Annotated in this window: 21 protein-coding genes and 1 pseudogene; 10 read left to right on the forward strand and 12 right to left on the reverse strand. The window is 57.2% G+C overall.

Translation table 11 applies throughout. The features are described 5' to 3' along the window. Positions 1–69 precede the first annotated feature (69 nt). The 4 genes from MK208_RS12465 to MK208_RS12480 all read left to right on the forward strand — a co-directional run bounded on the left by MK208_RS12465 (position 70) and on the right by MK208_RS12480 (position 2,334). Positions 70–840, forward strand: coding sequence for a DUF6478 family protein (locus MK208_RS12465; protein WP_294116963.1), 771 nt, complete (start codon positions 70–72; stop codon positions 838–840). Positions 841–861: 21 nt separating this feature from the next. Beyond that, entirely contained in the window at positions 862–1,239 is a 378-nt protein-coding gene (locus MK208_RS12470; protein WP_294116965.1) for a hypothetical protein, read from the forward strand. A gap of 74 nt (positions 1,240–1,313) precedes the next feature. Further along, the gene (locus MK208_RS12475; RefSeq protein ID WP_294116967.1) at positions 1,314–1,766 is read left to right on the forward strand and encodes a potassium channel family protein; all 453 of its coding nucleotides are present in this window, start codon (positions 1,314–1,316) and stop codon (positions 1,764–1,766) included. Between the two features lie 55 nt (positions 1,767–1,821). Continuing rightward, positions 1,822–2,334: a DUF2478 domain-containing protein gene (locus MK208_RS12480; protein ID WP_366010970.1), complete on the forward strand. Its 513-nt coding sequence runs from the start codon at positions 1,822–1,824 to the stop codon at positions 2,332–2,334. 1 nt (position 2,335) lies between these two features. On the opposite strand, the gene MK208_RS12485 is transcribed toward MK208_RS12480, so the two are convergent. After that, complete coding sequence (locus MK208_RS12485; protein ID WP_294116969.1) at positions 2,336–3,427, reverse strand: AI-2E family transporter; 1,092 nt, start codon at positions 3,425–3,427, stop codon at positions 2,336–2,338. Between the two features lie 69 nt (positions 3,428–3,496). Continuing rightward, positions 3,497–4,261 carry a sulfite exporter TauE/SafE family protein gene (locus tag MK208_RS12490; RefSeq protein WP_294116971.1) on the reverse strand — a complete coding sequence of 255 codons (765 nt, stop codon included), beginning with the start codon at positions 4,259–4,261 and terminating at the stop codon, positions 3,497–3,499. A 143-nt stretch (positions 4,262–4,404) separates the two neighbouring features. Between MK208_RS12490 and MK208_RS12495 the strand changes: the two genes are divergently transcribed. Further along, on the forward strand, positions 4,405–6,093 hold the full coding sequence (locus MK208_RS12495; RefSeq protein WP_294116972.1) for an acyl-CoA dehydrogenase family protein: 1,689 nt from the start codon (positions 4,405–4,407) through the stop codon (positions 6,091–6,093). A 242-nt stretch (positions 6,094–6,335) separates the two neighbouring features. After that, complete coding sequence (locus MK208_RS12500; RefSeq protein ID WP_294116977.1) at positions 6,336–6,638, forward strand: hypothetical protein; 303 nt, start codon at positions 6,336–6,338, stop codon at positions 6,636–6,638. Positions 6,639–6,641: 3 nt separating this feature from the next. On the opposite strand, the gene MK208_RS12505 is transcribed toward MK208_RS12500, so the two are convergent. Further along, positions 6,642–7,040: a hypothetical protein gene (locus MK208_RS12505; protein ID WP_294116979.1), complete on the reverse strand. Its 399-nt coding sequence runs from the start codon at positions 7,038–7,040 to the stop codon at positions 6,642–6,644. A gap of 86 nt (positions 7,041–7,126) precedes the next feature. On the opposite strand from MK208_RS12505, the pseudogene MK208_RS12510 reads away from it, so the two are divergent. The 3 genes and pseudogenes from MK208_RS12510 to MK208_RS12520 form a co-directional block, all read left to right on the forward strand. Then, positions 7,127–7,255, forward strand: a pseudogene (locus tag MK208_RS12510) (TetR/AcrR family transcriptional regulator); the annotation flags it as partial. 36 nt (positions 7,256–7,291) lie between these two features. Next, entirely contained in the window at positions 7,292–7,687 is a 396-nt protein-coding gene (locus MK208_RS12515; protein WP_294117177.1) for a hypothetical protein, read from the forward strand. Next, positions 7,684–8,079 (forward strand): META domain-containing protein, encoded by a 396-nt coding sequence (locus tag MK208_RS12520; protein WP_294116982.1) that lies wholly within the window; start codon positions 7,684–7,686, stop codon positions 8,077–8,079. The genes MK208_RS12515 and MK208_RS12520 overlap by 4 nt, the downstream gene beginning before the upstream one ends. Here the strand turns inward: MK208_RS12520 and recO are convergent. Continuing rightward, complete coding sequence (recO, locus tag MK208_RS12525) at positions 8,066–8,797, reverse strand: DNA repair protein RecO (protein WP_294116985.1); 732 nt, start codon at positions 8,795–8,797, stop codon at positions 8,066–8,068. The genes MK208_RS12520 and recO overlap by 14 nt on opposite strands. 60 nt (positions 8,798–8,857) lie before the next feature. Then, positions 8,858–9,187 (reverse strand): DUF1491 family protein, encoded by a 330-nt coding sequence (locus tag MK208_RS12530; protein ID WP_294116986.1) that lies wholly within the window; start codon positions 9,185–9,187, stop codon positions 8,858–8,860. A gap of 72 nt (positions 9,188–9,259) precedes the next feature. Between MK208_RS12530 and MK208_RS12535 the strand changes: the two genes are divergently transcribed. After that, a complete protein-coding gene (locus tag MK208_RS12535; RefSeq protein WP_294116988.1) occupies positions 9,260–9,448 on the forward strand; it encodes a hypothetical protein in 189 nt (62 codons plus the stop codon). Here the strand turns inward: MK208_RS12535 and era are convergent. The 7 genes from era to MK208_RS12570 form a co-directional block, all read right to left on the reverse strand. Beyond that, entirely contained in the window at positions 9,429–10,337 is a 909-nt protein-coding gene (gene era / locus MK208_RS12540) for a GTPase Era (protein ID WP_294116990.1), read from the reverse strand. The genes MK208_RS12535 and era overlap by 20 nt on opposite strands. Positions 10,338–10,448: 111 nt before the next feature. Beyond that, positions 10,449–11,129, reverse strand: coding sequence for a ribonuclease III (gene rnc, locus MK208_RS12545; protein ID WP_294116991.1), 681 nt, complete (start codon positions 11,127–11,129; stop codon positions 10,449–10,451). Positions 11,130–11,136: 7 nt separating this feature from the next. After that, complete coding sequence (gene lepB / locus MK208_RS12550; RefSeq protein ID WP_294117175.1) at positions 11,137–11,976, reverse strand: signal peptidase I; 840 nt, start codon at positions 11,974–11,976, stop codon at positions 11,137–11,139. Positions 11,977–12,045: 69 nt separating this feature from the next. Beyond that, the gene (gene acpS / locus MK208_RS12555) at positions 12,046–12,468 is read right to left on the reverse strand and encodes a holo-ACP synthase (protein WP_294116992.1); all 423 of its coding nucleotides are present in this window, start codon (positions 12,466–12,468) and stop codon (positions 12,046–12,048) included. Continuing rightward, on the reverse strand, positions 12,465–12,776 hold the full coding sequence (locus MK208_RS12560; protein ID WP_294116994.1) for a Dabb family protein: 312 nt from the start codon (positions 12,774–12,776) through the stop codon (positions 12,465–12,467). Before MK208_RS12560 ends, acpS begins: the two co-directional genes overlap by 4 nt. Beyond that, complete coding sequence (locus tag MK208_RS12565) at positions 12,773–13,399, reverse strand: LysE family translocator (protein WP_294116995.1); 627 nt, start codon at positions 13,397–13,399, stop codon at positions 12,773–12,775. The genes MK208_RS12560 and MK208_RS12565 overlap by 4 nt, the downstream gene beginning before the upstream one ends. Continuing rightward, a complete protein-coding gene (locus MK208_RS12570; RefSeq protein ID WP_294116997.1) occupies positions 13,396–13,848 on the reverse strand; it encodes an ABZJ_00895 family protein in 453 nt (150 codons plus the stop codon). Before MK208_RS12570 ends, MK208_RS12565 begins: the two co-directional genes overlap by 4 nt. Between the last annotated feature and the right edge of the window lie 17 nt (positions 13,849–13,865).

Below are 13,865 nucleotides of genomic sequence, written 5' to 3' on the forward strand. Positions count from 1 at the left end.
CTAAATAATCAGAACGAAGGCCGCAGATCGTTTCTCCGCCAGCAACAATAGGTCATGGTTCCAGGGCAGATGGCAAAAAGCAGACGTTTCTTTCAGCAGGCGCTTCATTCCGGTCTTGCGCGCTATTGGGCTCGCAATGCACGCAAAGCGTCCGAGACCGATTTGGCTACACTCCGAGCCCAACGTCGTCGCGCGCGTACTCTCCGGCAACATCTGGATACACTTATTGCGGTGTCCGAGAGCCGGTTGGCCTTGCCAATCATCGGTTCAAACGCTTTTCCAAAGCCGCATGGGACGGATTGGTCCTGGCGCCCCGCACTGTGGCGGGAACCCATTCCGGCCAAGGGGCGCGCGGCTGTACAAAACAAGGAAATGCTTGGCGAAGAGGTAACGCTTTTTCATGACTGCCGGATCTCCGAACTTACCTTGCGCCAACTTCGAAACCATCGGGAAAAAGACCTCGCGCCCTTTGGTTTGCGCATGGATGTTTTCCGGTTTGATGGCTCGTTCCTGTCTTTGGTGATCGACTTGCCACAAGAGGCGGTCTCCGGGTTGAAACGTGAGCATGTGGTGCGCATGGACACGATTGTCGAAATGGAAAAGCCGCTGGAGATCTTTGCGCGATTGAACATTCGTCACGGGCCGAATACCGAACAGATTGTGCGCGAACTCCCTTTGCAGGCCGAGGACATTCGGGTCGAGTTTGATCTTGCATATTCCAACCTCAACGAAAAACGCGTCGAGAAAATGTGGATCGACCTGATCTTTGAGGGTCCCGAAATGAACCAGGTTGTCCTAAGGGATGTCACCTTCTCCCGCCGACCGCGGGCCGAGTTCTAAACACTTATTGAGGATGCCCAGATGAGCGAACTCACACTGACAAAGACACGCCTGTTCGAAGGTGTTTGGGAAGGGACCCTTAAGACAATGGAGGCATCCGCACCAAAGCCGCAGGTGCACGTCACCTACCTTGGCGAGGCGGTTGCCGATGTAGCAATTGACCAGACGGAGGAAGCTGGTCTCTGGCGATTGCGCTTCCCGATCCCGAAAGAGAGCCTGTCGGATGGGGTGCAAACCGTTGTCATCACAGATCAATCCACCGAAAAGCGCCTCGATACAGTGAGCTTTATTGCAGGCGAAGCACTGGCAGGCGATTTGCGCGCTGAGATTGACCTTCTGCGCGCAGAACTGGACATGTTGAAGCGTGCGTTTCGGCGTCACTGCGTGGAAACGATGTGACCTTGTGACCTTGTGACCGGCTTGTGCCCTGTAGTCGCCCATGGCAACTTGCATCGACAATCAAGAGCGATGCTATGATCCCAGAGACACTTTTTATGAGCCAACACGACCAGTTGCTGTGGGGCTCTGTAGTACTAAGTGCCTGCGCACTTATCCACGTCGGACTACTGGCCGGTATGATCGAGGCATTGGCGCACATTGGCCGATGGGTCAAAAACCGCAACCGTATGGTGCGCACCGTAACTGTGGTAGGGGCAGCGTTTGTCATGATCGTAAGCTCACATACAGTCCAGGTCTGGCTCTGGGCCGCTGTACTGCTCTACATGGACGCCTTTGAGTTCCTCTATGACGCGCTCTACTTCTCACTCGTGACCTACACCACAGTTGGCTACGGCGACGTAGTCCTGCCAGTGGAGTTTCGCGTGTTTGGTGCCTTTGGCGGCGTGACCGGCATTCTGTGCTTCGGTATTTCGACCGCGTTTTTGGTTTCCCTGATCAACAAGCTGTTGCCCAAGTCCCTTGAGTAACCCGCACACTGGGATCGCAATTGCTTTCCCAATCAACATACCTATCTACTGACTCATGATGAAAATTGCATACACGATGGCCCACGGACGGGGCGAACTGGATTTGCTGCTGTCAGATCTCGCGGCGCGGCTGGAAGAGCGTGGCCTGACGGCGCGCGGAATTGTGCAAACCAACACAGAATGCGGATCATACCATGGCTGCGACATGGATGTTCGTGTGCTGCCCGATGGACCGATCATTCGGATTTCACAGAATCTCGGCAAAGAGGCCAAGGGCTGTCGGTTGGACCCAGATGCGATGGCGTCTGCCGTGACCGCGGTTGGGCACTCCATGCAGGCCGACTTTGATGTTTTTCTGCTCAACAAGTTTGGAAAGCAGGAAGCCGAGGGACGAGGGTTTCGCGATCTGCTTGCTGAAGCACTTGAAAAAGGCGCAACGGTGATTGCCGGGACCAACCCTTTGAACGCCGAGGTGTTTGAAGAGTTCGCCGGCGGTATGGCCACCAATGTGCCCGCCGACATCGATGCGCTTTTGACCTGGTACGATCGGGTGAACGAAGAGGGGTGAGTTAGCCCTCACCCTCCATGTCGTCCAACCACGGGATTTCTCCGTCGTTGGTGAGCAGAATTGCCAAAGGACGGGTCGCCTGAAAAAACGACATGATGGTCATGATCCCTGAGGTCAGGATCACCGATAGAATTGCCCCAATAAGCCCCCAGACGGCGGTCCAGGAGGCGAGAGACACCATCACGATCACCGGACTAAGGTTCATGGAGCGCCCCATCAGGCGCGGCTCCCAGAAGTAGCCGACACCAAATTGCGCGCCACACAGCGCGGCAAACAACAACCCAACGTCCATGTTCAAGCCCCAGTCGCCCACTGCAAAAAGCATTGGCAGCGCCATGGCAATCCATGACCCGACATAGGGAATGTAGTTGAAGATCGCTGTTGTGACGGCAAAGAAGGCGGCAAATTCGAGGCCGAAGAACAGGAAAATCACCCAACACAACACGCCTAAAACCACGTTGATCAGGGTTTTTGTGGTGAAATAGGTGCCAATCTGGGCTGTGATTAAGTCGATTGTCTGCCAGACATTGGATTGCGACCGATCATCGGGAACAATTGCCGCTACTTTTTTGGGGATGCTGTCGCGTTCGATCAGGAACAGGATGGCATAAAGGAACACCAAAGCGAGGTATCCGGCGGAGTAGCTCACGGAGTTCACGGTCATTCGAATGAGACTTTGGATGTCGATATTATCAAACACCAAACGGTCGACGGATTGCCACGTGAGCTCAAACTCCACGTCAAATCGGGCCGCCACATCAGACGTGGTCTGCGAGAGCCGCTGCAGGTAGTCCGGCATCGCGCGCACCACCGGATCAAGGTTGCGGGCAAAAAAGCTGATCAAGCCAGCCAACACCACAAACAGAACAACTGTGGTCAGCATCAAACGTAGCCAATCCGGCACATATTTTGCGTAGAGCGGAATACGGCCCATGGAGCGGGAAATGCCGTCCATCAGAAACGCCAGCAGCGCGCCAAGCACAATGGGTACCAAAATGGCCTGCGCGGCATTCAAGAACCAGCCGGTGGCAATAGCGGCCAAAATCGCAAGGCTCACGGAGGCCACGCGCAGAGATGCGTTGATCTGGGACACAGGTGTTTCCTCCTTGCGCGTCAAAGGCATCCTAGCGACCAGACGCGCGGGGACAAGTCGAGAAGGTGGTTAGAACAGCGCGCGGCGGATGAGGTTGAAAGAGGCCAATAACAAAACGATCAAAGTCAGACGCTGGAACATCTTTTGGTCAATGCGATCTGAAATGGACGTCCCGATCCACATGCCCAAGAGCGCCGGGCCCACAACAAAAGCGGAAAGCATGGCCGTGTCACGGTTTAGCACGCCAGATCCAATATGGGCGAAGGTCAAAAGCACCGCGCCGAGGCCGTAAATCACGCCTTGAATGCGGATTTGTTCAGCTTTTTCAGTGCCTATCGCGGTGAGATAGGTCACCGTGGGCGGCCCCCAGACCCCGGACACGCCACCTATGGCGCCTGCAACCGTGCCCACGGCCACCTCCCCTTTTGCACTTGGTTTTGACAGGCGAATAGGACGGCCAAGCAACTGGGTTACGGCAAAAAAGGCCACCGGCACGCCAATCATCAGCAGCAAAGCGCTCGAGGGCACCCAGCGCACAAATTGCGCACTGATCACCATGGCGATACCGCCGGCAATCAGGAAGCGGCGAAAGCGTTTAAGAGACGACCATGCCGCGCCTGCGCCATGACGGAACGCCTGAAAGCCGTTGCTGAATACGGTGGGGAAAATGAGCCCCGCCAAGGCCACCTCCGGCGCGAGGAAGGTACTTAGCCCTGAAATCAGCACCATGGGCATACCAAATCCAACCATGCCTTTGATGGTTCCCGCAAGCAACGCAACGCTCGCACAGAAAACCAATGCTTGAGGAGTGTAAGTCAAAAGTAGAGAATCCATACCTTGCTATAGGACCCAAATCACAGGGCAGCAAAGATTTCACGCGAAACAAACAACCAAATAGCGCGTCGGTTTGGTATTTTTGTTGCGCTGCACCTGCAAAAGGATTATGTCACAGTGCAGCATTAGAGGGTTTTAGACGTATGGCGCATGATGGACAGGACTTGGCGATGACAAACTCAGTGATTCTTCCTGATCTTCTGAAACTGACCGGAGCAGCCGTTGCGCCGGTAGAGAGCATTCTTGAGACCGCGATCGCGCGGGTGAAAGACACCGTGTCCGAGAACGGCCGGGTGTCCGGCAAGCTGATGGAACAGCACCAAACGGCAGCACATGGACTGAGCTGGCTGGCGACTTATGCGCAATCCTTGAATCAGATGCAGGCCTGGGCAGAGAAACTCGACGGCGAAGGTAAATTTGGTGAGATCGAACAGATCATTCACCAAATCGCCTTTGGTGAGTACCTCTGGCAGGTCTATGGCGGCATTCCGATGAGCCAGGGCGAGATTGTGCGTCTGCAGGATCTTGGCCTGTCTCAAGACGAAACCCGCGGTTTGATGGCGCCAGAAGTCATGACGCTCTGCGACAAAGGCAACTCTCAAGCCGCGCGTATGCGCCTTGTTGAACTGATGCAGGAGCAGTCCGCCAACATCACTGTGGGCCAATCCGGCCTTGATGAAGAGCTGGAAATGATCCGCGAACAATTCCGCCGGTTTGCGGTGGATCGTGTGGAACCAAATGCCCATGAATGGCACCTCAAAGACGAGCTCATTCCAATGGAAATCATTGAAGAGCTTGCGGAAATGGGCGTGTTTGGCCTGACCATTCCTGAAGAATACGGCGGGTTCGGCCTGTCCAAAGCCTCCATGGTTGTGGTCTCCGAGGAACTCTCGCGCGGCTATATTGGCGTCGGCTCGCTGGGTACGCGTTCTGAGATTGCTGCCGAGCTGATCCTCTGTGGCGGCACCGACGCACAGAAAGAGCACTGGCTGCCCAAGCTGGCCAGCGCGGAAATCCTGCCAACAGCCGTGTTTACCGAACCCAACACCGGCTCCGACCTGGGCGCCCTGCGCACCCGTGCTGTGAAGACCGAAGACGGCAACTGGGAAGTGACCGGCAACAAGACCTGGATCACGCACGCCGCTCGCACACAGGTCATGACCCTGCTGGCCCGTACCAACCCGGACAGCACAGACCACCGAGGTCTGTCGATGTTCCTGGCCGAAAAAACACCTGGTACGGACGAAAACCCGTTCCCGACCGAAGGCATGACCGGCGGCGAGATCGAGGTACTCGGCTATCGTGGTATGAAGGAATACGAGCTTGGTTTTGACGGCTTCAAGGTCAAAGGTGCGAACCTGCTTGGCGGTGAAGAAGGCAAGGGTTTCAAGCAGTTGATGGAAACCTTCGAATCTGCTCGCATCCAGACCGCGGCGCGCGCGATTGGCGTGGCGCAGTCGGCACTGGACGTGGGGATACAATACGGCATCGACCGCAAGCAGTTTGGCAAATCCCTGATCAACTTCCCGCGCGTGGCCGGTAAGCTGGCAATGATGGCGGTGGAAATCATGATCGCCCGTCAGCTGACTTACTTCTCCGCTTGGGAGAAAGACCACGGACATCGCTGTGATCTGGAGGCTGGCATGGCCAAGCTTCTGGGCGCCCGTGTGGCCTGGGCCGCAGCGGATAATGCCTTGCAAATTCATGGCGGTAACGGCTTTGCGCTCGAGTACTCCGTCAGCCGCATCCTGTGTGACGCGCGTATCCTCAACATCTTTGAGGGCGCAGCGGAAATTCAGGCGCAGGTGATTGCGAGACGTTTGCTGGGCTGACACCCGCTCTCAGTTAGACAGCAGACATTGCGCGGCTCCCTTGGGGGCCGCGTTTTTCTTTGCCCTGTATTCATCAAGGAATCGGTGGCCAAAATCCGCTCAAAACCACGTTGGTATCACGTCGGTATCATGTCTGTTTTGCGGAGGTGCGTTTTTCGGGGCAGTGTGAACTGGAAAACAATAATGCACCGCGCGCTGTTGCGGTCATTTGTGCGACAATATTGATCGAAAGGGAGAGCAGAATGCGCTGTATCACGATCACCTATGACTACGATGGGGACGACATGGTCTGGGTCGCCACCTGTGAGGCTTTCATCAATGCGGTTGGAAATGATCCAAGGGCGCAGGGGTTCTCTTATCAAGTGGCGGTGGCCGACAATGGCGTGACCCGCATTCACTGGGGACGCTGGGACAGCGAGGCCACCTTGAAGCATGTGCAAAGCCAAGAGTACTTCGCAACTTTTGTGGCCAAGGTGAAAGAGTTTGCCGACGGCGCGCCGGATGCGGTGGTCGCGACGCCGCGCGACCACACGGGCAATTGGTGAGCGTCAGGCGGTCACTGCGCCGGACAGTTTCACTTTGTCGGCACGAACTCCGATCGCAATCACAGCAGAGATCAACATGAAGATGATCCATTGCGGCATGACGGTCAGATTGCCAAGAAGGGTCATTCCGTATCCGATAAACAGCGCGACAAAGCCGAGTTGTACGGCGACCATTATCCACGCCAAGGGTGGATTTGGATTGCTGGCCAACCAAGCGCACGCGCCGCCAAAGACCAGCAAGATCACCGTCACGGCGTGCCAGATCACCGCGCCAACTGCCCGCACCGATGGGGCCAACTCGCTTTCCTGAATGGGTAAATGGATCTCCGGCCCTCCCAGAAACACATGTACGCCAGTTGTCAAAAACAGCAGCCCAGCGGCGGTTATCATCCACTTGTTCATCGCATTCTCCCGAATCCATACGCTTTCGTATGGAAAGGAGTGACCCCAATACTTGCGGGAGTCAATACGGCAGCGTATGTTACGACATGGCAAAGCGACTTTCAAAAGACGACTGGATCAAGGCAGGCTTTAAAGCCTTGACTGAAGCAGGCCCCAAGGCTCTCAAAGCGGAACCTTTGGCACGGCGTCTGGGTACCACAAAGGGTTCTTTTTACTGGCATTTTGACGATGTCCCAGCATTTCAGACGGCTATGATGGAAACCTGGGAAACACGGGCTTATGCAGAGATTGTGACCCTTGTGGAACAGCAGGGCACGGCGGTGCGGAAACTTCGGGAACTGGCGCAAATTGCCGCAGCAGGCGCACCAGAGGATTTTGGTGGCATCGCGGCGGAGCCTTCCATTCGCGCTTGGGCGCGCGAAAACCCGGATGTTGCAAAAGCCGTTGCGCAGATCGACGCCAAGCGCATGTCCTACGTGCAAGAATTGTTTGAAGCGGTCGGATTGACCAATCCGGAGTTGACGCGGGTGCTCTATGCCGCCTTTGTGGGAATGGAAGAGCTTTCCACGCATGACGGCCAAACAAACGGGCCTGCGATGGGAACGCTTGTGGATTTGATTTTGGCATTACACGAGGCGGACGGATGAAATTTGGATTTTTGGGTGCGCTTACAGCGCTTGCAGTGACAGCCTGCGCACCAACCGAAACAGTCACACAATACGGCGGGACGGCCTATGACTGGAAACTCACCGAGATAGATGGCGCTACAGTGAACTTTGACGCGCAGATTGCGTTTGAGGCCAATGGCACCGTGCATGGCGAAGGCCCATGTAACGGATTTTCCGGCAAGCAGAGCAAACCGTACCCCTGGGTCGAGGTGCAGATTGATTTTGTCGAAGAGCTGTATTGCTCGGGCATCGACAACGAAGAGGCCTTTCTCACCGCGCTGACCGAAATGACGCTGATAGAAGTGTCCGGCCCGAACATGGTCATGAGCAATGAAGACACCGGGCGTCAGATGGTGTTCAAAGGGATCTGAGCCGACGGGCAAAGAGGTCAATAAACCGCGACCGCGCTTCTGGGAGCGGTTTGGCCCCAAGATCGGGCGCCAGTTTGTCGGATAGGAAATAGCCGGTTGTGCGCAGGGCTTGGAGCACCTCTTCGTCGGGGGCGTCGCCTTCTCCACGCAGGATGGGGGGCAGCGGCAACAGCCGATCCGCCCAGTCCCCTGCCCCTTTGGCCGACACCGCGCGGCCTGACTTCGGCGACACATAGATGAGGTTGTCAGCACTGCCCGTGACCGCGCATTCTGTGAGGTCGAGGCCGTAGCCAAGCTCTGTCAACAACGCCATTTCCCAGCGCAGATAGGCCAACGGCCAGATCTCGTTTTGTCCCAACAGATCAAGCAGTTGCGCGCTTTGTTGGTACAGCGCAGGGTGCGGCTCCCGGTCCGGCAGGCAGAAAGCCAACAAGGCGGTGACTGTATTAAGCCCCGCCAGGGCAAAACGGTCCGACAACACAGCCGCGCGGGACCGCAGTGGCTCCACCGTGAAACTGCCGATGTGATCCGCCAACCGCGCGCGCCAGGACAGATCAAGTTGCCCGCCGGGCTGTAAAATCGGAGTCATCTTACGACTGACACCCCCACGGACCACGCCGGCATGGCGGCCATGCTCCGCCGTGAACACCTCGAGGATGACCGAGGTCTCACCGTGTTTCCGGGTGTTGAGCACAAAGCCCTGATCGCGCCAGTCCATGGCCTCTCCTTTGCGCCTAGAAGACCCGTTAAGCGGCAGAAAGGAAAGTGGAATAAATGGTCAGTCGGAAAGGCCGGGCTCATCCAGAAGGTGACGCCCCTGACGGTCTTCCACTTCGATCACCCAGACATCGGTGTCAAAGTTGCGCTGGCGCGTCAAAGTGGCATCCACCTCAACTTCTTCGCCCTCTGCCAGAACAACCCATTTTCGCGTGCCGGTCATCAGGTCAAAACTGCGTTGATAGACAATTGCCTGCCCATCCAACGTGTTGAGCTTCACCAGAACCGCGCCGGCGGTATCATCCCCGTGCGCCACGACAAAAGCCGGAATATCTGCCAGCCGCAATCGGGCCAAATAAGCCTGCACCCAAAACTCAGCCGTTAATCGCATGACAAGTAATTAAACCCATGGTAGCAACCAACACCCGCTTTGCGGGAAATTGGTACGGAAGGACTGTGAATTATGCGACCAGAGTTGCGAATTCCATGGACTGTGCGGTTGTGTTTTTTGGCCGCTATAGTTTTGATCGGGCTGGAAGCGGCGGGGATGATCCCGTCGGACAAGTTGCCCGCCGCCCACATTGCCATCGCTTTGTTTGCTTTGGCCGCTGTGGTGTGGGGCCTAATCGCGGTCATGCGTTTCCGTCGCTGAAGTCGAGCCCCATCTCGGAATAGCGCTCTTTCTCTTCCAGCCAGTTTGGCCGCACTTTCACTTGCAAGAACAGGTGGATGCGGCGCCCCATGAACTCTTCGAGCTCTTCCCGCGCAGCTTTGGAGACCGCTTTGATGGTTTCGCCTTTGTTGCCGAGCACGATGCCTTTGTGGCCGTCGCGCATGACGTAAATCATCTGATCCACACGGGCGGAGCCATCTTTGCGCTCCTCCCAGCTCTCGGTTTCCACCGTCATCTGATAGGGCAGTTCCTGATGCAGACGTAGAGTCAGCTTTTCGCGGGTGATCTCGGCGGCGATCATGCGCATGGGCAGATCGGCAATCTGATCTTCGGGGTAGAGCCAGGGACCTTCGGGCAGCTCTTTGGCCAGCCAGGCGCGCAGATCGGCACAGCCGTGGCCTTTTTCAGCGGAGATCATGAAGGTCTCAACAAAGGCGAACCGCTCGTTGAGGTCCTTGGTCAGCGCCAGAAGCACGTCAGACTTCACCCGATCGATCTTATTAATCGCCAGGGCAATCTTGCGGCCCTGTCCGATTTCTTCGAGCTGCTCCAGAATGGTTTCCACACCTTTGGTCACACCACGATGGGCCTCAACCATCATCACGATGATATCGGCATCGGCGGCGCCGCCCCAAGCGGCGGCCACCATAGCGCGGTCCAGACGGCGGCGCGGGCGGAACAGGCCAGGGGTGTCGACAAACACAATCTGGCTGTCACCTTCCAGCGCCACACCCCGAATGCGCGCGCGGGTGGTCTGCACCTTATGGGTCACAATCGAGACCTTCGCCCCCACCATCTGGTTGGTGAGTGTGGATTTGCCTGCGTTGGGCTCTCCGATCAGGGCGACGAATCCGGCGCGTGTGGTCATGTGCATGCCTTTGTGAGTCAGCTGGGACTGGTTAAGGGGCGTCTGTAGCGGAATTTAGGCGCAGGGGCTAGGGGGAGGTTTGCAAGGGAGATATGCGTCCGCACAACCCGGCTATTTGCTCACCTGTTCCAACAAGGCTTTCGCCGCGGCTTGCTCTGCTTTGCGCTTAGAACTGTCTGTGGCTTCTGCAGACGCGCCGCTTTCCAACTTGGCCGCAATGGTAAAGACCGGCGCGTGATCCGGCCCGGAGCGCTTCACCAATTCGTATTTGGGTGGCGGCAGTTTGCGCGCCTGTGCCCATTCCTGCAGCGAGGTTTTTGAGTCGCGAGCGTCGGCGTCGACGGTTTTGACGCGGTTGCCCCAAAGGCGCAGGATCAGGGCTTTGGCAACGTCAAAGCCCGCGTCACGGTAAACAGCAGCGAGCACAGCTTCCATGGCGTCACCGAGCAAGGCTTGCTTGCGGCGGCCACCGGACATCATCTCCGAGCGGCCGAGCTTCAACGCGGCGCCGAGGTCGATTTCGCGGGCCACGTCGGCACAGGTTTCTTTGCGCACCAGAGCGTTGAAACGTGGCGCCAGCGTGCCTTCGGCGGCGGATTTGTCGTGCTCGAGAAGCGCTTCCGACATCACCAAACCCAGCACGCGGTCGCCAAGGAATTCAAGGCGTTGATTGTCCTGACGTGTGGGGGAGGACATGGAGGAGTGCGTGACCGCGCGCACCAGCAGCTCCGGCCGGGAAAATTTGTGCCCCAGCCGTGTTTCCAGTGCTTTGAGTTCCGCAGAAAGCTTCACGTCAGCCTCACTCAACGCCCTTGAAGAATCGGTCTCCACGCCAGGTCCAGAAGGCAAACATCGAGCGACCGGCGGAGGAGAACATGATGCGATCGGCGCGACCAATCAGGTTTTCATAAGGCACAAAACCTACGCCCCGCGCGGCCTGTGGTACACGGCTGTCTGTGGAGTTGTCGCGGTTGTCGCCCATGAAGAAGAAATGGCCCTCAGGCACGGTGTAAACACCGGTGTGGTCAGACTGTTGATCGGTGATGTTGAGGGTGCTGTAGCTCACGCCATTTGACAGAGTTTCAACGATGCGGGATTTTGCGCAGACGCCGCCATCGCCAACCGGGCCGTTTTCACAGCGGGGTCGGTGGCCTTGCGGGCCTTGTGGGCCATATTCTTCGCGGAAGACGCCGCCATCTTCGCGTTTCACTGGCGTGCCGTTGATGTGGATGACACTGTTGATCACCTGGATTTTGTCACCAGGCAGACCGATCAGACGTTTGATGAAGTCATAGCCGGTCACCGGATGGCGGAAGACCACCACATCGCCACGCTCTGGCTCGCCGCCCATGAAGCGCTCGTTGCTGCCTTTGCCCATCCAACCGCAAAGGTCTTTGGCATCCACATTCACGCCAATGGCCGGAATGCGCACCGAAGGACAAGAGGCATAAGAATAGCCATAGGTCATCTTGTTCACGAAGAGGAAGTCGCCAATCAAGAGCGTGTCTTTCATGGAGCCTGATGGAATCCAGAAGGGCTGAAAAAACAGGGTGCGGAACACACCGGCGATCAGGAGCGCCCAGAAGATCGTTTTGATGGTCTCGACGATGCCGCTGTCGCTTTTGGCTTTTTCCGCCATTGGGTCTGTCTCCGCTCGATTTACAGCCATTTTTGGTCTGAGATTACATGCGGGCGCGGGCGCTTACTGTCAACCCGACTGGGCGGGTTCTTCTTGGATTGGGCGGGCTTCGATCACCACAAAGGCCTGTGCCCAAGGGTGATCGTCCGTGAGGGTGACATGAATGATGGCCTCGTGGCCTGCGGGTGTCATCTTGTCCAGACGCTCTTTGGCCCAGCCGGTGACGTGCATGATCGGCTGCCCCGTGCGCAGGTTGGAAACGGACATGTCTTTCCAACTGATGCCCATGGCAAGCCCCGTGCCAAGGGCCTTGGAACAGGCTTCTTTGGCGGCCCAGCGTTTGGCGTAGGTGCCCACAGTGTCACGGCGCCGTTCGGCTTTGGCCTGCTCCACCTCTGTGAAGACGCGGTTTTTGAACCGGTCGCCAAAGCGTTCAATTGTCCCCGCGATGCGGTCGATGTTTGCAAGGTCGGTACCGATGCCAAGGATCATGGCGTGACCTCTATGTCGAAAACCAAAATGCCATCCGCGCCGCCCTTGCACAGGCTGACCAGTGTAGCGCCCAGTTGCTTGTGGCGTGGATGTTCGGCGTAGGTATTCAGAGCAGTCTCGTCTTCGGCATCAAACATGAACCCGAAAGCATGGTTGGGGGACTTGCTCTCAAAGTCACGGTTTACCCCCGCAACAAAACCGCTACATCCCTCCAAAGTGTCCACAAGCGCCGCCAGCCCCTCAAGGACAGGCAGCAGTTTCTCTTGGGCATCGTCTTGCAGGTTCAGCATCACGCAGTGGCGTATCATTGCAGTCTCGCGGTCAGGATTTTGTAGCCAGCAAAGCCGAAAAAGCCCGCAAAGGCGAGATCAAAAGCGCGGCTGGCGCGGCGGTATCCACGCACGATTGCAGGCGACGAGAACAGGAAGGCGTAGCCGATAAAGATCAGGATGGAGCCTGCAAACAGGGCCGCGAAATAGGCAAATAGTGTCGCCGGAGTGGCGTCGGCTGGGGCGACGATGGCGTAGATCGATGCCCAGCTGAGGATCGCCTTGGGGTTGGTGATGTGCACAGCTGCGCCTTTGGCAAAAAGGCTTTGGAAGCTGCCCTTGAAAGGGGTGCCAGCGGCGGCCGTGGCATCTTTGGCCAACGCGCGTTTGAGGGCTTTGAGGGCTAACCAGCCGAGGTAGCCAGCGCCCGCGTAGCGCAGAAGTTCAAACACCCAGACGTTGGCCAACATCACGGCGGACAGGCCAAGCGCGGCGGCTATGCCCCAACTGGCAGAGCCCGCAAGGATGCCCAGTGCAAAGGCCAAGGCGTGGCGGCGGCCTTCGGACATAGCCGTGCCGGCGATGCCCATCGTGGCGGGTCCGGGAGAGCCGCCTGCCATGAGCCAGGCAACCCAGATGGCGATGAACTCCGGTGTGATCATGATTTTGCCCGGAGCTTGGCGGCGACTTTGATGCCATTGCGCACGCCCATGCCAAGGAAAATGCGGTTGGTGAGGTAGACCAGCACAACCAAACCCACAAAGATCAGAATCCACACTGGGGGACTGATCACCGAAAGCACTGAGAACACATCAAACCCCAAGACGGTCATCACGCCAATCGACAGCCCGGCAAAGAGAAGTTGAATGACCGTCGCAACAAGGGTGAGGGGCCAGGCCAGTCGCCAAGCGGCGCCCTTCGGCAACGCAGTCTCTGTATCACGGCCGTGGCGCATCCCCAGATCCTGCGCAGCAGTGATGGCAGGCAGCCAAACGCTCATGCCAGCAGGCAGGTCCGTGCTTGTCCATTGCGCCAAAGCCATATCGACCACAACCACGCCCAACATGATGGCACTGTAGAAAAGCGCGTAGCGACGTAAGTTTAGCTGCATCGGTGCCCCCTTATTCT

Source organism: Shimia sp., from assembly GCF_022448905.1.
Lineage (GTDB): Bacteria > Pseudomonadota > Alphaproteobacteria > Rhodobacterales > Rhodobacteraceae > Shimia.